Annotated in this window: 21 protein-coding genes; 6 read left to right on the forward strand and 15 right to left on the reverse strand. The window is 35.4% G+C overall.

All coding sequences use genetic code 11. The features are described from left to right. Window positions 1-3: 3 nt before the first annotated feature. Entirely contained in the window at window positions 4-753 is a 750-nt protein-coding gene (locus ABN763_RS05825; RefSeq protein WP_410484496.1) for a hypothetical protein, read from the reverse strand. Window positions 754-764: 11 nt separating this feature from the next. Further along, window positions 765-1,799: an alpha/beta fold hydrolase gene (locus ABN763_RS05830; protein ID WP_410484497.1), complete on the reverse strand. Its 1,035-nt coding sequence runs from the start codon at window positions 1,797-1,799 to the stop codon at window positions 765-767. A gap of 94 nt (window positions 1,800-1,893) precedes the next feature. Between ABN763_RS05830 and ABN763_RS05835 the strand changes: the two genes are divergently transcribed. The 4 genes from ABN763_RS05835 (at window position 1,894) to ABN763_RS05850 (ending at window position 5,644) form a co-directional block, all read left to right on the forward strand. Beyond that, window positions 1,894-2,886 carry an NADP-dependent oxidoreductase gene (locus tag ABN763_RS05835; protein WP_410484498.1) on the forward strand — a complete coding sequence of 331 codons (993 nt, stop codon included), beginning with the start codon at window positions 1,894-1,896 and terminating at the stop codon, window positions 2,884-2,886. Between the two features lie 21 nt (window positions 2,887-2,907). Further along, window positions 2,908-3,963 (forward strand): hypothetical protein, encoded by a 1,056-nt coding sequence (locus ABN763_RS05840; protein ID WP_410484499.1) that lies wholly within the window; start codon window positions 2,908-2,910, stop codon window positions 3,961-3,963. Between the two features lie 98 nt (window positions 3,964-4,061). Further along, window positions 4,062-5,078, forward strand: coding sequence for a nitrilase-related carbon-nitrogen hydrolase (locus ABN763_RS05845; protein WP_410484500.1), 1,017 nt, complete (start codon window positions 4,062-4,064; stop codon window positions 5,076-5,078). A gap of 53 nt (window positions 5,079-5,131) precedes the next feature. Next, window positions 5,132-5,644 carry a MarR family winged helix-turn-helix transcriptional regulator gene (locus ABN763_RS05850; protein WP_410484501.1) on the forward strand — a complete coding sequence of 171 codons (513 nt, stop codon included), beginning with the start codon at window positions 5,132-5,134 and terminating at the stop codon, window positions 5,642-5,644. Here ABN763_RS05850 and ABN763_RS05855 read toward each other — a convergent pair. Continuing rightward, window positions 5,641-6,315, reverse strand: coding sequence for an SGNH/GDSL hydrolase family protein (locus ABN763_RS05855; RefSeq protein WP_410484502.1), 675 nt, complete (start codon window positions 6,313-6,315; stop codon window positions 5,641-5,643). The two genes, ABN763_RS05850 and ABN763_RS05855, sit on opposite strands and share 4 nt — an antisense overlap. 385 nt (window positions 6,316-6,700) lie before the next feature. Here ABN763_RS05855 and ABN763_RS05860 point away from each other — a divergent pair, with 385 nt between their 5' ends. Further along, entirely contained in the window at window positions 6,701-6,871 is a 171-nt protein-coding gene (locus tag ABN763_RS05860; protein WP_410484503.1) for a DUF6747 family protein, read from the forward strand. A 76-nt stretch (window positions 6,872-6,947) separates the two neighbouring features. On the opposite strand, the gene ABN763_RS05865 is transcribed toward ABN763_RS05860, so the two are convergent. The 10 genes from ABN763_RS05865 to ABN763_RS05910 form a co-directional block, all read right to left on the reverse strand. After that, entirely contained in the window at window positions 6,948-7,421 is a 474-nt protein-coding gene (locus ABN763_RS05865) for a hypothetical protein (RefSeq protein WP_410484504.1), read from the reverse strand. A gap of 135 nt (window positions 7,422-7,556) precedes the next feature. Beyond that, complete coding sequence (locus tag ABN763_RS05870; protein ID WP_410484505.1) at window positions 7,557-7,973, reverse strand: hypothetical protein; 417 nt, start codon at window positions 7,971-7,973, stop codon at window positions 7,557-7,559. A 415-nt stretch (window positions 7,974-8,388) separates the two neighbouring features. Continuing rightward, window positions 8,389-8,775: an alkyl hydroperoxide reductase gene (locus ABN763_RS05875; protein WP_410484506.1), complete on the reverse strand. Its 387-nt coding sequence runs from the start codon at window positions 8,773-8,775 to the stop codon at window positions 8,389-8,391. A gap of 8 nt (window positions 8,776-8,783) precedes the next feature. After that, the gene (locus ABN763_RS05880) at window positions 8,784-10,268 is read right to left on the reverse strand and encodes a cryptochrome/photolyase family protein (RefSeq protein ID WP_410484507.1); all 1,485 of its coding nucleotides are present in this window, start codon (window positions 10,266-10,268) and stop codon (window positions 8,784-8,786) included. Beyond that, window positions 10,265-10,408, reverse strand: a complete 144-nt coding sequence (locus ABN763_RS05885; RefSeq protein WP_410484508.1) for a DUF2256 domain-containing protein — start codon at window positions 10,406-10,408, stop codon at window positions 10,265-10,267. The genes ABN763_RS05880 and ABN763_RS05885 overlap by 4 nt, the downstream gene beginning before the upstream one ends. Continuing rightward, entirely contained in the window at window positions 10,405-11,037 is a 633-nt protein-coding gene (locus tag ABN763_RS05890) for a flavin reductase family protein (RefSeq protein ID WP_410484509.1), read from the reverse strand. Before ABN763_RS05890 ends, ABN763_RS05885 begins: the two co-directional genes overlap by 4 nt. Then, the gene (locus ABN763_RS05895) at window positions 11,038-12,498 is read right to left on the reverse strand and encodes a deoxyribodipyrimidine photo-lyase/cryptochrome family protein (RefSeq protein ID WP_410484510.1); all 1,461 of its coding nucleotides are present in this window, start codon (window positions 12,496-12,498) and stop codon (window positions 11,038-11,040) included. Next, window positions 12,491-13,603: an FAD-binding domain-containing protein gene (locus tag ABN763_RS05900; RefSeq protein WP_410484511.1), complete on the reverse strand. Its 1,113-nt coding sequence runs from the start codon at window positions 13,601-13,603 to the stop codon at window positions 12,491-12,493. The genes ABN763_RS05895 and ABN763_RS05900 overlap by 8 nt, the downstream gene beginning before the upstream one ends. Window positions 13,604-13,605: 2 nt before the next feature. Beyond that, window positions 13,606-13,887: a TIGR03643 family protein gene (locus ABN763_RS05905; RefSeq protein WP_410484512.1), complete on the reverse strand. Its 282-nt coding sequence runs from the start codon at window positions 13,885-13,887 to the stop codon at window positions 13,606-13,608. A 7-nt stretch (window positions 13,888-13,894) separates the two neighbouring features. Continuing rightward, window positions 13,895-14,062 carry a Lacal_2735 family protein gene (locus ABN763_RS05910; protein ID WP_410484513.1) on the reverse strand — a complete coding sequence of 56 codons (168 nt, stop codon included), beginning with the start codon at window positions 14,060-14,062 and terminating at the stop codon, window positions 13,895-13,897. 126 nt (window positions 14,063-14,188) lie between these two features. Here ABN763_RS05910 and ABN763_RS05915 point away from each other — a divergent pair, with 126 nt between their 5' ends. Then, window positions 14,189-14,902, forward strand: a complete 714-nt coding sequence (locus ABN763_RS05915) for an SDR family oxidoreductase (RefSeq protein ID WP_410484514.1) — start codon at window positions 14,189-14,191, stop codon at window positions 14,900-14,902. Window positions 14,903-14,916: 14 nt separating this feature from the next. Here ABN763_RS05915 and ABN763_RS05920 read toward each other — a convergent pair whose 3' ends face one another. Both ABN763_RS05920 and ABN763_RS05925 read right to left on the reverse strand, forming a co-directional pair. Continuing rightward, window positions 14,917-15,759 (reverse strand): alpha/beta hydrolase family protein, encoded by an 843-nt coding sequence (locus ABN763_RS05920; protein ID WP_410484515.1) that lies wholly within the window; start codon window positions 15,757-15,759, stop codon window positions 14,917-14,919. After that, complete coding sequence (locus ABN763_RS05925) at window positions 15,749-18,493, reverse strand: PD-(D/E)XK nuclease family protein (protein WP_410484516.1); 2,745 nt, start codon at window positions 18,491-18,493, stop codon at window positions 15,749-15,751. Before ABN763_RS05925 ends, ABN763_RS05920 begins: the two co-directional genes overlap by 11 nt. Between the last annotated feature and the right edge of the window lie 93 nt (window positions 18,494-18,586).

Consider the following 18,586-nt stretch of genomic DNA (forward strand, 5'->3'; position numbering starts at 1 on the left):
AATTTATTCTTTTTCTTTTTGCCAGGAATTTTGATTTTGATATCCGGGTTCGATGAATGTCCAGCCAGAAAGTACTTTTCTCAAGTTGATGCCAAGTCGTTTGGCAGCAGGATTGGTCCATGTATAACTTATAGATCGACTATTAATCTCTACACTATCCATAGGCATGTCATAAACAGCCAGTTTCATAATGGCGAGCTTTTTAGCAAAAAGAAGCTGTGTGAGTTCGACGGTGTAAAATGAGCCATCTACCTGTAATTCGGCCATTCCGCCTTGATCGCTTATAACCAAATTATCATTTCGATAAGTGTCTTCTTCTCCATTACTTTTGGGGGCCTCTACCCAGCCTGAAAACTTGCGAGTACGAATAAATTTATAGGCATCTTTGTTTTCAAAAGGTGCTTTACCAGATATATATAGGGTATCGTTTATTAGTTTGAAATGGTCTGGAAGTTTATTTGAAGGAATGGCCATTTTTTCGATAAGATTTTTTCCATTTCTTCCTTCTCGAACTTCAATATTCAATTGGTCATTGTTTAATGAATCAATAATTAAAGATAGATGTCGGTGTTTATCATCAGTTTCAACACGATGCATATCTTCAGCAGTATTCTCTAACCAATATTGCTGAAAATTATCCCATTCGCCAATCAAGTTTATTTGATCTTTAATACCTTCTTCATCGGCATTATATTTCACTATGCAACTTGCTGCCGCAACCAGAATGAACAGTATACTTATGTATTTTTTCATTATAAAATTATTTAAGCATTCGCATTACTAAACCAACTAACCATACTGTCTTGTATTTCTGTTGGCGACAACGATGGTTTTTCTTTTTTGATGTTATTCCAAGCGTCTAAAAGATAGTCACCATCCATGGTAATAGAAGGAACGACAGAAATAGGAATATACGGTTCATGATCGTTTTCAGGAGTAATTGTGACCACTTCAGATAAATAAAAAGGTGCTCCGTTTGTTTTTTTATTGATATGTGAGCACATGATTTCCATGCGTTCATTTTGATCAGCAGGTAACGTCAATGTTTCAATATTACTACCGAATTCAAATGCTAATAAAGCATCTACATAGGGCCTTATAATACTACCTGTCCAATTAAATATGGTGGTTGGAGCCTTTATCTCCTGAACGTTAGAGCCTATTTCGTGCTCAAAGGCTACTTTGTAGGCATAATGATAGGTTGCTCCTGCTTTTAAATAATCTATTGCAATAGCATGCAAAAATTCTTTAGGTAATTGTGATCGGTCTAACTTGAATTCATCCGTTTGTAAACACCAAGGGAAGTACTGAAACATATTACTAACTATGCGCCAAATTGTCTTTAGATGATCCCCATTTTCAACAGGGGTGAGATCAGGGAAATAGTATTTCATGATTTCTGAGCGCAAAGCATCATCAAAGTGAGCGGAGTTATCTAGAAAAATATGTCCGACATCATCAGGATAATTAATAGCATACCGAATAGCAATTTGTGCGCCTGTTGCCGATCCGTAAAGAGAGGGCTTTTGTAATCCCATTTTTTTAAAAAATTGATATAAAAGATCGGTATATTGTTCAATTGAAGTAGGAGCTATTTCGAAACCGTCAGATTTTCCGTAACCCGGAGTATCTATACATAGAACCGTATAGTGCGAAGTCAATTCTTTGGCAATAGGAATGAGCATCTCACCAGTATGTGGTGAGGGATGCATCAAAACAAGTGCAGGACCTGAACCACCTATGTAGAAATGAAGTTTCCTGCCGTCTAGTTGCACGTACTTATCTTGGAGTTCTGGCATATAATAGGAAAATATTTTTAGTTAATATAGTTAATAATTAAATATATTAACTAAATTTATGAAAGAATTTTATAATTAGATGTAAATAGGTATGATGAATACTAAGATAATACTTGCTAATAGACCGACAGGAGCAATCGAAGATAGCAACTTTGATATCAAAACAGAAGAGCTTCCTGAGTTGAAAGACGGTGAAGTATTGATAGAAATAAATGCCATTTCTTTAGATCCTGCTATGCGTGGTTGGATGAATGAAGGCACTACTTACATAAAAGGAGTTGGGATAGGCGAAGTAATGCGTGCTTTTTCGGCTGGAAAAGTAATTAAATCATCCAATTCGGGTTATAAAGAAGGTGATTTCGTTTCCGGTCTTTTAGGTGCACAACAATATTGTATTCATAATGGTGAAGGTTTAATGAAACTTGATGTCACCAATGATAATCTAACACATCATTTAGGGGTATTAGGTATGCCCGGTATGACCGCTTATTTTGGATTGTTGCGAAAAGGAGAACCCAAGGCAGGTGAGGTAATTTATATTTCTGGAGCGGCTGGAATAGTTGGGTCAACAGTAGGACAAATTGCAAAAATTAAAGGTTGCACGGTTATTGGTTCAGCCGGAAGCAACGAAAAGTGCAAATATCTTTTAGAAGAATGCGGGTTTGATCATGCAATTAATTATAAAACGGAAAATATCGATGAGAAGCTCAAGGTGTATGCTCCTAACGGAATGGATATTTTCTTTGATAACGTAGGAGGAGAAACTTTAGACATTGCATTGGCCAACTTGGCTCAAGGAGCTCGCGTTGTTATTTGTGGAGCAATTTCACAGTATAATGATATGGCAAATATACGTGGACCTAAAAATTACATGAAAATTGTAACGGCAAGAGGAGTTATGAATGGGGTAATTGTTTTTGATTATGTGAAAGAATGGCCTATGGCGGTAAAAGAAATTGCGGGTTGGATTGAAGATGGTAAAATGAAACCAAAGGAACATATTATTACTGGTCTCAAAAATTTTCCTAGTGCTTTGAAAATGTTATATACAGGGGATAATTTTGGGAAGCTTATTTTAACTGTATAGTACTAACTTTTTGAATTACAAATGGCAAAAGCAATCCCTGATACTGGTATTAGTGGTTTATATGAAGTAATGATTGGGGTTTCAAACGCTGATTATGCCAGAAAATATTTTGCTGATTATGGTTTTAGGGTAGTGACAGAGGCTTCTTTTTCTGAGGAAGAAGCTTTAAAACTATACGGTGTTCCATCTAAGTTACAATCATATAGACTTCAGAATGGTAACATTGATAGTCATGGCCTTTTGCGGATTTTAGAATGGGATAAATTACTAGGTACAGGAGTCGGTTATGCGCCCGTTGAAACTATAGGTTCGCGTATATCCGTAATGATGACTCACGATATTTTTCGTCTACATGATATTTACAAAGCTGCTCGAGATAAAGGTAAAAAGCAGTGGTTACCCACAGAACCAGTTGCTGATGATCTTTTTGGATTAAATACCGGAGAACGTGATTTTTTTAATCGCCCTATTTTAGTTCGCGAAAACGCAGTGTATGGCAAGTTTTTTAATCACATTTTCTTTCAACGATATGGGTATGAAATACCGGGCTATGGAACGATTGAAAATGACACACTTTTAAAAACAAGTGAATTTACACATCATGATTTTGTGATCAAGGCAGATTCGATGGATCAAATGACCTATTTGTCCTCTGCTTTGGGATTAACTGCTGAAGATGAACCAGCACTTGATGGTGATTGGATGAAAGGCCCCCGGCAAGTATTTCAAATGGAACCAGGGTTTAGTCATTGGTATCAAGGCTTTGTTTCACCTAATAACATATGTGGTAAGTTAAAGTTTTTTATTCCTATAGGAAATAAAACGGATCGGTCAGCACATCAACGTATTGGGGAAGAAGGTATCACACTTCACTCATTTTATACGCCTAAAATTGAGATGGTTCATCAGCTGGTTAAGAAGCATGACCTTAATCCAACAGAAATTATGTCTAATGAGTTTAACGAACGTACTTTTATATTCAGTGATACAGCAGGTGTTAGTTGGCAAATTATTGAAAGGCTTTATCCGCCTAAAAATAAGCCGAAAACCGAGCTTGTTTTTAAAGAAGAAAAATAACTGGTATTTAGTAAATTGATATCCGATGATAATTAACGAATAGTTAATGTGGTTAACTGTTTTTATGTATATTTAAGAAAACCAAATTTCCATCCTTAGTGATAAAAAGATATAAAGCACTCGCACTACAAACTGAATGCAAAGCTGTTAATACTTGTAAAACGCGTGACGAAAGTTATGCAATAATGCAGCGGTCATTGGTACGAATTTTAGATGAAATAAGGGGTTCGAAAGGGTTTATAGGCCCTGATTTAAAATTGGTTGTTTTACCGGAATATTTTTTAACTAGTTTTCCCTTTGGCGAGACTCTTCAGCAGTGGAAAAATAAAGCATGTTTAAAGACTGATGATCCGCTTTTTGATCAAATTAAAGCATTTTGTATTGCGAATTCGTTATTTGTATCAGGAAATTTTTATGAACTAGATGACAATTTTCCTGATCTGTATTTTCAATCGAGCTTTATCATAGACGATGAAGGCCAAATGATATTAAAATATAGAAGACTGAACTCAATGTTTGCACCAACACCACATGATATTTTTGATGAGTATTTAAAGGTGTACGATTATGAGTCTCTTTTTCCCGTTGCCGATACCAAATTAGGAAAGCTAGCCTGTATTGCATCAGAAGAAATACTATATCCTGAAGTTGCAAGATGTCTGGTAATGCGCGGAGCTGAGGTGTTTTTGCATTCATCTTCGGAGGCCGGTAGTGCGCAACTGTCTCATAAAGAAGTTGCAAAGAGAGCGAGAGCTATTGAAAGTATGGGTTATGTTGTTAGCTCCAATTCAGCTGGCATATCTGGGATAAAGTTTCCCTTTGCCAGTACGGATGGGCTTTCGAAAATTGTTCATTTTGAAGGCCATGTATTAAGCGAAGCATTAACCGGAGGTAGCATGGTTGCAAATAGTTACATCGATATAGATGCTTTGCGTGACTATCGATCGAAAGTATCGATGCAGAATTATATTGCACGACAGCGTTTTGAGTTATATGCACCTTCCTATACTAACATTACTCATTATCCGCCTAACAGCTTTAAAGATCAAAAACTAAGTAAAGACTTATTTATTAAGACTCAAGCAAAAGTTATTCAGAAACTAAGTAAAAAATGATTAACTATGTTTACTTTTGTACCGAACTAATTGCTTGAAATAGAAAAAGAAAGATGATAGAAAAAAGCATTGAAGAATCCATAGTACTAAGTATTTTTGACCTAGCTAATCAGCTTAAAAAAATCGGGGACGAAGTATATCAAAAAGTAGGACTTACTACTCAGCAATGGTTAATTATGCTGCATTTAGCTGATAATCCGAATTTACCATTTTTCAAAAGAGAAAAACATATTAAAGATTTAATGGCAAGCGAATTGGCCGACTCTTTAAATGTTTCGCGTGCAAATATTACTAACCTAATAAATGTATTGCTTGAAAAGGGATTAATTCGCCAATATGAAGATACCAAAGATCGCCGTAAAAAGCGTCTTACACTTACCAAAAAGGGCATTGAGCTTGTTAACAGAACGCAGCCCTCTCGTTTAGCTGTGATTATGTATTTAACAGAAGGATTTTCGGTAGAGGAGAAAAAGACTTTTCTTAATTTTCTGGAGACTTGTATGGGCAAACTTATTAATGAGGATGAGAAACTTAAGTCATTCCATAAATTATTGGTGGAAGCTTAAATTTTTAGTGCCTGTTTAATCGCTTTTAAAACTAAAGGTTCCATCACCAAATACCCATTTCTATCAGGATGTACACCGTCATAGGTAAGTTCATCTTTCAACCCGTTATTTCCGGTAGTCATTGCTGAAAAATAATCCAGATAAGTTACTTCATGTTGCTCACAGTATGCTTTAATCATTTTATTTAGAGCTGGGATCTTTTTATCAGGATGTAAACCTGGTCTCCAAGGATAATCGGCTGCTGGCAATACTGATGACACAACAACCTTGATATTATTAGCTTTTGCTAATTCGTGCATACCCTTAATGTTATCCATAATTTCATCAAGCGTCATGGGGCCTGTATTACCTGCAATGTCATTGGTTCCCGCTAGAATTACTACAGCTTTTGGGTTCAAATTAATAACATCTGCACGAAAACGAAGTAGCATTTGGGGTGTGGTCTGCCCTCCGATGCCCCTATTAATGAAAGTGGGATTGTTTTCAAAAAATTCAGGGTGATGCTCGTTCCAACCTTCGGTGATAGAGTTTCCCATAAAAACCACACGATCTCCGAGTGCCTCGCTAATGGTTTTGTTAGCTTCCCTATATCGATTGAGATTTGCCCAATCTTGAGAAAGTAACAAATCATTTATAACAAAGGCAAGTACTATACTGCAAATTAACTTCACTGTTTAGGTGTTTATTACTAAAAATGAATTCTTCATTTAAATATATGATTTTATGTCAAGTTTCTAATGAACGGACCAAATAATTAAACATTTTTAAAATATTTCCCATTTTTATTATGATTTCTAAAATCTCACTAAATATAATGTGTTGGTTATGAGGAGATTATAATTATGACAGAAATAATATGTTTTGGAGTTTGTTTAAGGTGCTTTTTTTATCGTTGTATGACATTTTGGTTGTTTTATACCCGATTTTTAGCAAATATCAACGAGTATTTCGTCGATCAGGCTACATTTACTAAGGTCTACCTTACATTTGTATCACCATCCATTATACCTAATTGTTTAAAAGCTATATAAACGTTTAACATTAAACAATTTGAGTATGAGTACACTATTACTTTTTAGAAATCTTTATTCACAGGCTTTTGAAACGCTTAAGTCGTATCAATTACACATCCTTAAGGGGTTGTCTTACACTGTGATGGGATTCATCGCATTAGGTATTTTCGCATTTATTTATCGCGTATTTACTGGGTTTTTTATGATCGGATAATTAACTAGTATATCTAACAGAAAAAAGCTCAAACATTTATGTTCGGGCTTTTTATTTACTATAAACTTGAAGTGTACTACGCTAAGTCTTCAATTATTAAATTAAAGTCATATTGAAGATCTTCATGTAAAGTACTTATTCTTTTTTTAGCAAGTGTTAACTGGCGTTCATACAGATTTGTGAGCGTTCTGTTGCGCTTGATAGAAGGACTCATATCATGTAACTTTTGACAGAAATATATGATCAAAGCAACTTCAGTTTCCTTGTTTAACGAATAGCGAATGTACTTTTTAACATTGCGCAGAATCTTACGAACACTCTTTTTTATATAGAAATACGATGAGGTATTGATTTCGTTAAATTGCTCATCAATCTCGTTTTTTACCGTTTCTATATATCCTTCTTCGTTATGTGCTTCGAAAAGTAGATAGGTAAGTAGTTCTTTATTTTCTTTTTTAAACTTTGATAAACGTAAGCAAAGTTCAATAAGCTCAGGTTGCGAAAGGTGTTTTAACTCGTCTTTTAATTGTTTAACGGTTACCGCTTTCATGCGTTTAAATGTTTTTAATTAATGGAAAATAAACGAATTAAAAAAATAAGAACTTATGTAACTGCTGCGCTCCCAGACTAAGAAATTTAAAAATTACTTTGCAAAAGTGCATATTTAATTTTCTTAATGTTCGTTTCATCTAAAATAATACTGTAGAAAATTCCAGATAAATAAAAAGCTCCATCCGGCAGTACGAAGCCAATTGTATTTTACCAACTTAGTACAAATTTCATCATCGACTTCCTCGGATGTGATCTTATTATGTGTGGGGACAAAGATGAAAAAGGTAAGTAACCACATGGTAGTAATAACAATAATGCTTATAATAGAGAATAGGCTTTGTCCTTTCGCTAACTGAAAAATTCCAGTCAATAATTGCCCTGCCATAAGTGGAAAAACCATCATTGTAATCCTCGGGGTGTATAGCTGATGCCAATTGATTAGTTCTTTTTTTGAATAGAAGGCAAAGGAAGGGTAAACAACCAATTGCACCATCCAAATAAGAACAAAAAGACCGAAATCTATCAATAAACGAATTAAATCGATTTGCATGTTACTATTAATACTTCATTAGGAATTTGTGCATGCAATATTATGTTTTTTTTGAGGTGTAAAGCATACTTTGGCGACCCATATCATTAATATTGGATGAACTACCAACAAGCGTGTATAGCCTACCCACTCCGCTACACAAAGACCACTAGGAACACAACTTCCTATTTGAATAAAATAAATGTGTGAAGGAATAAAAGAAATGAGCATTAAGATGAGTAGATACCCTGCGATTTTTCTTGTTTTGGTAAATAAAACTAACAATCCTAAACTAATTTCGGAAAACCCGCTTATCGTATTTATTGCTTTATGATTGGGCAAATAACTAGGAATTAAACCTGCATAGAAATCTGCGTTGATAAAGTGATAGCAACCCGCAAATACATAAAATACTATTAATATGTTACGAGACCATTTATGCATTAGTCAGTTTCCATTGGTTTCGATGGGCATGCTTCAGAATATGATAAAAAGGAATCCACCAAATAAAATCATTGGTAATCAAAGTGTAAATAAATTCAAACGGAACAATATCTTGTAAGTAATTAAAGATAAAACCTAAAGGGCCGAAAATCTTTCCCAGAAATCCCACTGCAACAATGGGCCAATGGCGAATAGGGTCATAACTAGCCCACCAGTAACCAAGACCATAAACCCCAATAACCATTCCCATGCCTTGCCAAACCATAGGGTGGTTTAGGGGCTCCATACCAACTAGATTAAAAAAGTGATTGGGAAATAATATTACCCAAGCTCCCCAGATAATATTATAGACTGCTGCTAACTTTAATGTGACTTTCATTTGTGTTATTAATTATCTAAAGATTGTAGGTAGTTTTCGGCGTTTAAAAGATGCTTTTCTTTTTTATCAGCATCCATTTTATCAAACATTCGTACGAGCATTCCTAGTCTTGGATTTTTCAAGAAAAAATCACGATGGGTGTCCATAAACCTCCAAAAAAGTCCATCCCAAATGGGTTGCCAATCTCCTTTTTTGTAATTGCTCATCTTCATCAAATAATTACTACCGCTTATATAGGGTTTAGTAGCCATGAGTCCGCCATCAGCAAATTGGCTCATCCCGTAAATGTTTGGTACCATCACCCAGTCATATGCATCAATATAAAGCTCCATAAACCAGCGATATACTTCATCAGGATCAAACTCACATAGCAACATAAAATTACCAAGTACCATCAAACGTTCAATGTGATGAGAGTATCCTGTTTTTAATAACTTCTTAATTGTATTGTCAATAGGTTCTATTCCTGTTGTTCCGTTATAAAAGGAGTCAGGTATTTTACGGGTAAAATTCCAGTAATTCATGGTTCTTTCCTTCCTGCCAATACTTACATATAACCCTCGCATAAATTCACGCCACCCCATTATTTGACGAACAAAACCTTCTAATGAATTTAAAGGAATATTATTGTCTTTGGCATAGTTGATTGCTTCTTTTATAACGTACTTAGGTGTGATCAGGCCTATATTCATCATCGGAGTCAATACACTATGGTTTAAAATAGAATGTTCGTTAACGATCGCATCTTCGTAAGGGCCAAACTCAGCAAAACGCTGTTCAAAAAACTGTCGCAGCCAACCCCTGCTTTCTTCAAAAGTTATAGGGTATAGTTGTTGATCGCCTAATTCTCCGTAATGCAAACTGAAGTTCGCATCAACATACTTCGTTGCTTCTTTAAAGTATGCATTGCTATCAGGAAATTGAATAGCAGGAGGTTCTTTTTTGGCCGGATATTTTTTTCGGTTGTCGGTATCATAGGTCCATTTTCCTCCCTCCGGATTCAAATTGTCATCAACAAGTATCCTTCTTTTTTTGCGTTCTTTGGCGTAAAAGTCTGTTTGAAAATATTTCTTTTTATCCTTCTTGAAATAATCTTCAATTTCAGTTTGAGAATTCAAAAACATTGGACTTTCATATTCCATAATCTCAATGTTATGTTCCTTAGATGCGGTTATCATTCTTCTAGAGAGCCAATCATCAATGGGATTAATCAAATGAATTTTCTGTACATCGTTTGACGCTAGAAAGGGTATTAGATTTCTGACATCAGCTTCCTCTTTTCCGGCTTCTATTAGTCTTACTTCCTTCCCTTTTTTCTTTAGAAAACCCATGTAAAACTGCATACTTGCTCGATGCAATGCTATTTTTTGCTTATGAAATGGGTACTGTTTGAAATACAGAAATGATTCAACTAAATAAAAAGAAAAGTCATTTTGTAACAGTTGACTTTCTTCAAATAATTGATGCGGAAATACTAGATTAATTTGATTCATTTTTTTGAGTTGGTTCTGCATCGGTGGCTGCAATAAATTACTTCATCCCAATTACGTTCCCATTTTTTACGCCAACTAAAAGGGCGTTCGCAAACAGGACATATTTTCTTAGGTAAGTGCTGTTTTTTGACGCCTCTCATTGTTCAAAATCCGGAAAATTAGAAAGTCTTACATAGGGGAACGTTGCTATTTTTTTTAGGCTGTAATAGGTGTTTAAACCCGATATGCCGGCCACATCAATCGCTGCAAGATCAATGTCATCATCTATGTAGCTTGTTTCAGGTACCACAAGATGTTGTACTTCACCAACAATCATCTTAGTGCCATTAAGCTCAATATCGATTTCTTGAACGAATTCTAGCCCCATTTTAAAGGCACTTTCTTTTACAAAAGGGGCCTTAAAGTTTGCTATATATTCGGGTGTGAGATTACATTTTTCGAATTCAGATTCTTCTGCAGGAAACTTGGCTGATGTATAGTGCGCATTTTTAATAAATGATGTTGAAATATGATTGATCGTAAATTGACCATTTTCCTTAAAGTTGTCGTATGTGTTTCGAGGGACTTCATCAACAGGACGCAAAATGAATCCAACCAAAGGCGGATTACTTCCTAGGTGAAATACTGAACTGAAAACCGCAACATTTTCAACACCTTTACTGGAGACTGTACCCAATAGATTGGCAGGCTTAATTCCGCTAACGGAATTCATTATTTTCAGCCTTTTTACGCGATCCATTGTTTTGATGTCTTGATTGGTAAAATGCATTTATCTTTTTCTATTAGTATGTGTTTGTAAAATTCGTTGTTTGTCTTGTTGTACCTTAATGTGTTTGCGATGCCCCCAAACCTTATCTCTGGCTTGTTTGGCACTTTTATTCAGGTCAACAAGAGGTTTTGGATAGTTTTTGCCGATAGTGACACCGAATAGTTCTTGTTCCATCAATGTCATCTTCCATGGTTCATGAATATGCATTATAGGCACATTAGCAAGCTCTGGCACCCATTTTTTTATAAAAATACCTTCAGGGTCGTGCTCCTGTGATTGTTTTATTGGGTTGTACATACGTATGGTGTTAATACCTGTGGTACCAGCCTGCATTTGAAATTGTGGATAATGAATACCAGGCTCATAATCTAGAAATTGCCTCGCTAAATGGTACACCCCCGATCGCCAATCTTGATCGAGATTAAAGCACAGAAATGAAACTAGCATGGCACGCATTCTAAAATTAATCCATCCGGTTTTTAGTACACAACGCATATTAGCATCGACCATTGGGTATCCGGTTGTTCCTGTTTTCCAAGCGTTTATAAATTGTTCGTTTTTGGTATGTCGTAGTAACTCAAAACCATGATTAATACATCGGGTTTCATAAGCGCACTCAACCTCAAATTTTTGAATAAAATGGTCGTGCCATGTAAGCCGAGTTAGGGCCGCCGAAAATGCACGTTTATTTTTTGGCGCGTTTTTATGCGTGCCTAGAAATTGAGCGGCCTGCCTTACTGATATATTCCCCCAAGATAAATAGGGAGATATGCGAGCACATGAGGTTCTACTCTTGGTTGGTTTTGAAATGTGTTTGTGGTATTGAAACCCACGTCCGCTAGCGAATGATTTTAAATATCGCCAAGCATTGTCTTCACCAGGAGGTTGAAAATGATCTGGATAAACTGCTATTTTTTTAAGTAGTTTCGTAGGTAATTTAAAAGGGTTTTCTATTTCATTTAAACTGCTGACGGTAAAGGTATTTGGCTCAATGATCGTTCGAACATAAATTTGCCATTGTTTTTCCCAGCCGTATCTGTTTTTAATACCTCTAACAATACCATCACGTTGAAATTGCTTCCAGAATATTTTTTTTTCTTTTAGAAAAGTTGCGACTGATTTATCACGATCATATGTAATTTGTGTTCCACTCTCTTGATAGCTAAAAACGCGCTTAACGGTATAATGATCCATTAAAAATGAAAATGCTTTAATAGCCTCGGTATGCATTATTATCACAGCCCTATTGTAGGAAGCCAACTTACTATTTAAATGAAGCAATGAATGATAAATAAATTGCAAGTGTCTGGTTGAAGTATCTTTATACGTAATTATCGATGGCTCAAAAAGATAGATAATGATGTAGGGTACGTTAGCTTTTTCAGCATGTAATAATGGCTGATGATCTTGCAAGCGGATATCTCTTTTCATCCATACAATATTGACTAAAGGTTTAGACATGCCTAAGCTGTTTTTTACATCGCTTCCAAAACCCAAAAAATGATGAATAATATCCTGTAACATCAAACATCCAGTCTCGCGAATGTTTGGTTCCTGTATAGTGCTTATTTAAGGGATGTTCTTTATAGTGGATATCGCTTAAACCATATGTGTTAATTAATTCGCCAAACTCTCCTACAAAAACTTGAATATTTGGAATGTTTTCAGCAAGTTCAAGCATAAAATTCATACTGTTTTCTGATATAGGGTATTGGTCAAAATGAGAAGGCTCGAGCAATAAAATATTATTAGTTTCCAAATCCTTCATCCAATTCGGATCCAAATTGTAATAATTAAAAATCGATGTTGGGACGTTTTCGATAATTGAAAGTGATGCTGTTTGCGGGAAAGAAGTCTTTAATTCGGGAACAAATGTATCTTCTAAGATTTGTGGGGTTTGAAAATGGTTAAAGGCTTCATAGGGTACATCTAAAAAGGTATGTTGATCCTTCGTATAACAGTACTTATTAATATTCTCTTGATTAGCCACATATTTTTTATTGGCATTAGCGCCAGCTACCCATTGCCAGCTTAAGGCATTGCTGGCCCAATCACCATCTAATAAATAATAATACATCCACTTGGCGGGAATAAACCAATGACTTTTAGCCATATTACATGCAATAGCAGCAGTATACATGCGTATATGGTTGTGCATATATCCAGTTTCATATAACCCTAGAATAGCATTGTCAATGGCAGTAATTCCAGTCTTAGCTTTGTCAATAGCAACAGCGAGTTGGTGATTAGAGACATCATCCTGAAGCCTCTTTAAATCGGTATTGATTTCATTTCCTTTACTAATCCATATTTGTTGCCAATAGTCTCGCCAAGCGAGCTCTTGTATAAATTTTTCAATCTCATAAGGTTTGTATCCCTTATTTAATACCCGATTCAACAATTGTTTTGTACTAATCACCCCGCGGGATATGTAGGGTGATAATCGGGTGACTGCACCATCAATAAAGTTTCTTGTCTTGCCGTATCGAACCGGGTCTATTTGATCAATTCTATCATTGATAGCATCAATAGCAATTGGAAAATCATTATCAATCACACCAACCATGTTTATCGTCTTTTGCTGATCTTGTTATTGGAAATATTTTTTTGACGAGAGCATTTAAAACGATCTATATCCGGATTACGTTTTTTAAGATGCTTTTGACTTACTCCGCTGTTCACCCTTTTGCGCCATAGTTTAAAACTACTTTCTTTAAGTGTTTTTCGCATGAGCTTGATCACCTCTTTTTCAGGCAAACCAAATTGATATTGAATCGCTTCAAAAGGAGTACGATCCTCCCATGCCATTTCGATAATGCGATCTAGCTGTCTTTCGTTAAATTCTGACATTAATTTACTATTGTGAGAGCGACTCTATTTGTTTAAGAACTTGATCAGCTTCCCATGTTTTTTGATCACTTTGTTTGCGATCTATTGTTGATAAGGCATGTGCTTCTTTTAGCAACTTTTTGTAGCGATCTTGTAGCTTTTCTTTCTCTGATTTCTTTTTTAAAAAACCGAACATAATTTTTTGTTTAAAGATAATTCAATAATATTAAACAAAATAATTTTATTCGTTGTAAATGTTTCCTTAAAAATGAGATAAATTATAATAGATGGTTATACTTTTACAAAACAAACAGAGAAATAGATGAGTTCATTACAGGATAAAGTGGCCTATATTACAGGCGGTACAAAAGGGATTGGTTATGGTGTTGCACAAGCAATGTTAGAAATGGGAATGCGTGTTGCTATTAGTGGTCGTCATTTAGAAGCAACTCAAAAAGCAGCGACTAGTTTAGGTTATAGCGATCGGGTATTAGCAGTTGCATCTGATGTGACAAATTTACAAGATGAAAATAATGCGGTTAAGCAAATACTAGAAAAATGGGGGCAGCTCGATGTGGTTTTAGCGAATGCTGGAGTAGGTAATTTTGGCGCTGTCGATACCCTTTCTGAAGATGCTTGGAAACAGATGATCGATACCAATTTGACCGGAGCATTTTTTACCTTAAAAGCAAGTGTAGAAGCCTTAAAAAAATCAGAAGGGTATTATATTACCCTAGCCAGCTTAGCAGGGACCAACTTTTTTGCTCAGGGTGCTGGGTATAATGCATCTAAATTTGGATTAGTGGGTTTTACACAGGCTGCAATGCTCGATCTTAGAAAGTATGGGGTAAAAGTTTCGACCATTATGCCGGGATCGGTTGCCACTTATTTTAATGATCATATACCAAATGATAAAGATGCCTGGAAAATTCAACCGGAAGATATTGGTAAGTTGGTGATCGACTTGCTGACAATGCACCCTAGAACGTTGCCTAGTAAGATCGAGGTGAGGCCGACAAGACCTGATTTAAAATAAACTTCAAAAAGTTCTTAGGTATTTACAAATTTAATAGTCTCAGCTACTACCTGTGATAGGTGTTCTGGTAGGGTTTCTTCATCCCAAGGATGTTTCCCCCCAAAAACATGATTGGCTCCTTCAATCCATTGAATTTTGCTCAGTGGATACCACCAATGCAGATCAGCAGCATCATTTGTAGATACCGATTCGTCAGCAGTACCATGAATAATTAATTGCGGGATGGTTAATTGCTGTGAGGCCGTTTTAATAGTCAGCCGTTCTTCATTCGTTACAAAATCTTCAAAGTATTGAAAGTAATGTGGCATTTCTTGTTTTGTTCTTCCATTTACAACATAGTACACACCATCTTTTTTCCACTTATTAAAGGCTTCACCTTTCGGAAACCGCTTCTTATAGTCGCTAACACCCGCCCATGTAATTACTTTGGTAACTCGACTATCTTGTGCGGCTTTTAAGGTGACAATACCACCGCCGCGAGAGTGACCAATAAGTGAAATATCGTTTTTATTAATCTCTTCTTGAATCTTATTTTTTTCTAGAACCCAGTTAATCAAATCGCCTAGATCATCAAGTTCCTTGCTGTAATTATTGTAAGCAAAGGCTTCTAAGTCGGGGAAGTCTACAGGTTGCTCAATGGTGCCTCCATTATGGGAAAAATTAAATTTTATAAAGAAAAAGCCATTTTTAGCAAAGGAGTTTGCCACCAAATCCCAGCACCCCCAATCTTTAAAGCCTTTATAACCGTGGCAAAAAATGATTATAGGTTTTGGTTTGTTGTTTGACTGGTAAAAGAAGTCAACCAACATAGGTTTATCGCCTTTACGGCTAAGTACTTGGTTTTTATTAATTGTCATACTCAGTTTCTTTTTCTATAAAGGGGATATTAATATTGAATAACTCAATAATCAGCTTTTTAAGCTCTGTAGTGAACAGATTGAGAGTTTGGCTAGTAATATTTGTGTCTATTTTGCTGTACCCCGTAGGTTTTTCTCTCACTCCAAATTTTTGAAAGCCTTCTTTTTGATTTTTGAAAGAGATGATACCTGCTTCCACCGGACTTGTAAAAGGATAGTGATGGTTAATCATAAAAGCATAGCACAATACTTGAAAGCTCTTACTGTATTTTTTGTAATCTGTATTGATAAGGCCCCAATCGTATAATCGCACTTCAGACGGATTAACTTTTCCTGTTTTGTAATCAATAATTCTCAGGGTGCCATTATAAACATCAACTCGATCAACTTGACCAACTACATTAATCATAAAGGGTAATTGGTCTATGTGAATAGGAGCACTAAAGTCCTTTTCTATATGAAGTATTTTAATTTGATTGCCTTTTTTAATTTCAGCTAACTCCGCATTCAAGAAGTTTTCAATATAGCGTTTAGCGACATTGAAAATAATTAGGTTCATCCCTTCATTAATGGATTCACTATTATACACTTCATTGAAATGATGTGTTACTACTGCATCAACATTTTTTTTCATATTAATAATATGCTCCTCATGTAGTAACGTATCAAGAAGTGGTAAATAAAATACTTTTAATGTTTCATGAACAATAGTGCCCAGTGTATTGGCCGCTACGGTTTGCTCAACCTCATCGTATTGGCGTATTTGTAAAATTTTCTGATTAAAGAAATCGATCGGATTTCGAATATAATTGGTTAGGGATGAAGGTGAAAATCCTTTAGCGGCAATTTCTTTTAAACGATTAATGACATCATCATTTTTATGGATTGACCTTAATGTGTTATGTAGTTTTGGTACAGGAGTGTTTAAATTTTCATGTGTTATATAATGATTGGGTTGCTTCTCAATTTCTAACTGATTAATAAATCGACTTTTCTCACCACCATTCAAGGCATCAGGCTCTGTATTGTATATTAAATAAATATTTTTTGCACGTTGTAGTTGTTTGTAAAAATGATAGGTGTAAATAGCATCTTTTTCTTGGTAGGTGGGTAATTTATATTGCAGTTTTAAGTCAAATGGTAAAAACGAATTTTGTGTTTTTCCTGAGGGGAATACACCTTCATTTACGTTGGTTATAATGACTGTTTCAAAATCTAAAACTCTAGACTCCAGCACACCCATGAGTTGCAGCCCTTCTAGAGGTTCACCTTGAAAATCGAGGGTTTCAATGCTGAGCAGCTCTTTGTATACTTTATGTAATGCCTTGACTGATTTTAAATAATGATATGTCTCATTTAGTTGATGAAGCTGATTAAACAGCTGGTGAAAACGGAATAGGTATTCTAAAAGCAATGCGTCTTTCTGTTCACTATTTCGCTTTTTTTCCTTTAATGCTAGGATAAGTGTTTGTAATTGCTCAATTCCTTTTTTTGGACTATTGTTCCAGGATTCAAAAAGCAAAGAAATTTCAGATTTTATTTCACTACTAGTAATGGTGTTTAGTTGATCAATATTTGTAAAAATGATATTGTTTTGTTGTAGATAATCAATGATTAATTGAGCTTGATCTGTCTGTTTTGCAAACAACCATTGGCGAACATTGGGATGCGATAGTATTTGAATTACGTCTTGATAATATAATCGTTGTTCATTTTTTTCATGTAAGCTGAACAAAAGCTCAAATAATGTGGTTATTGGTGCTGCTTTTAATGGGAACCCCATCGTGATATTCATGTTAGGAATACTTTCTGGGATGGCATTTAACATGGGGATTAGCAATTGTTCATCGCCTAAAATGACTGCCGTATTTTGCAGCGAGTTATTTTCTTTGACTAGTTGATCAAGTAAGTACCCTATATATTTAGCTTGACCAATATTTTTAGGAACACCCTTAATATGAATGTTTTTGGATGATGCAAAAGTGTCAAATTCCCAATTAAAAGAGTTGGATTGATAATAAGCCCATTTGTTTTTATAACTACGCAAAAACATGGATGCTGCATGTATGGAGTCGTTCATGAAAACTCGATCGGTATCCCAAAATACCTCGGCCTTTTCTGCTTCAAGAAGTTGTTGTATAATTTCTTGTTCAGCATTATTAAGTGCATTGAAACCAGCGAAAATATGTTTGTTATTAGTTTCTTGGGCATAGGTTTTCGCTTTTTTTGCCGCAGCTCTATATATTAGTCCTTGATACGCTTTTTTCTGATTTACCAAGTTGTTAGTAAAATGGGTGTAATATGTATGTAACCGACTCCAGAAAGCAAGATAATTCTTTACCATTTCAGTTCTATCAGGTTGAACTGACCAATGCTCTATATCTTTTATTTCACTTAGGTAATTTAATATCTCAGCCGGTGGCACAAGGTAGCGGTCAATCTCGTTAAAGTCTTGTAACAATATTTGCGCCCAGGTAGAAAATGTTTCGAATGAATCCTGATTTTTTGATGGAGTGAGTTCAACATACACCTTATAAAATTCAAAAAGTAATTGTGTATTATCTGCAGGTTGAAGCCCAGATAATTCACAAATAAACTCTTCTATACTTAAAATTTTAGGGGCAAAGGTTGTCTTGGTAATTTGCTTTCTCAACGCCTGTAACAAAAAGACCCCGGCACGCTTACTTGGCAATATGAAGGTAAGCTCATGCAATGCATTGTGATTGCTAGTCACATTTGTAATGAGTGTTTTAATAAACGAGTCTTGGGACATGCGGTGAAAGAGAAAATGTACTTGTTAAAAGTAAGAATAATTATAGGTTTTGCA

Origin of the sequence: Spongiivirga sp. MCCC 1A20706 (genome assembly GCF_046524175.1) — a bacterium.
In the GTDB taxonomy this organism is placed as follows: Bacteria; Bacteroidota; Bacteroidia; order Flavobacteriales; family Flavobacteriaceae; genus Spongiivirga.

Coding starts and splice junctions, on each gene's coding strand:
- ABN763_RS05825 (WP_410484496.1), bottom strand. CDS start 753: ATGAAAAAATACATAAGTATACTGTTCATTCTGGTTGCGGCAGCAAGT.
- ABN763_RS05830 (WP_410484497.1), bottom strand. CDS start 1,799: ATGCCAGAACTCCAAGATAAGTACGTGCAACTAGACGGCAGGAAACTT.
- ABN763_RS05835 (WP_410484498.1), top strand. CDS start 1,894: ATGAATACTAAGATAATACTTGCTAATAGACCGACAGGAGCAATCGAA.
- ABN763_RS05840 (WP_410484499.1), top strand. CDS start 2,908: ATGGCAAAAGCAATCCCTGATACTGGTATTAGTGGTTTATATGAAGTA.
- ABN763_RS05850 (WP_410484501.1), top strand. CDS start 5,132: ATGATAGAAAAAAGCATTGAAGAATCCATAGTACTAAGTATTTTTGAC.
- ABN763_RS05860 (WP_410484503.1), top strand. CDS start 6,701: ATGAGTACACTATTACTTTTTAGAAATCTTTATTCACAGGCTTTTGAA.
- ABN763_RS05865 (WP_410484504.1), bottom strand. CDS start 7,421: ATGAAAGCGGTAACCGTTAAACAATTAAAAGACGAGTTAAAACACCTT.
- ABN763_RS05870 (WP_410484505.1), bottom strand. CDS start 7,973: ATGCAAATCGATTTAATTCGTTTATTGATAGATTTCGGTCTTTTTGTT.
- ABN763_RS05875 (WP_410484506.1), bottom strand. CDS start 8,775: ATGAAAGTCACATTAAAGTTAGCAGCAGTCTATAATATTATCTGGGGA.
- ABN763_RS05880 (WP_410484507.1), bottom strand. CDS start 10,268: ATGAATCAAATTAATCTAGTATTTCCGCATCAATTATTTGAAGAAAGT.
- ABN763_RS05885 (WP_410484508.1), bottom strand. CDS start 10,408: ATGAGAGGCGTCAAAAAACAGCACTTACCTAAGAAAATATGTCCTGTT.
- ABN763_RS05890 (WP_410484509.1), bottom strand. CDS start 11,037: ATGCATTTTACCAATCAAGACATCAAAACAATGGATCGCGTAAAAAGG.
- ABN763_RS05895 (WP_410484510.1), bottom strand. CDS start 12,498: ATGTCTAAACCTTTAGTCAATATTGTATGGATGAAAAGAGATATCCGC.
- ABN763_RS05900 (WP_410484511.1), bottom strand. CDS start 13,603: ATGGTTGGTGTGATTGATAATGATTTTCCAATTGCTATTGATGCTATC.
- ABN763_RS05905 (WP_410484512.1), bottom strand. CDS start 13,887: ATGTCAGAATTTAACGAAAGACAGCTAGATCGCATTATCGAAATGGCA.
- ABN763_RS05910 (WP_410484513.1), bottom strand. CDS start 14,062: ATGTTCGGTTTTTTAAAAAAGAAATCAGAGAAAGAAAAGCTACAAGAT.
- ABN763_RS05915 (WP_410484514.1), top strand. CDS start 14,189: ATGAGTTCATTACAGGATAAAGTGGCCTATATTACAGGCGGTACAAAA.
- ABN763_RS05920 (WP_410484515.1), bottom strand. CDS start 15,759: ATGACAATTAATAAAAACCAAGTACTTAGCCGTAAAGGCGATAAACCT.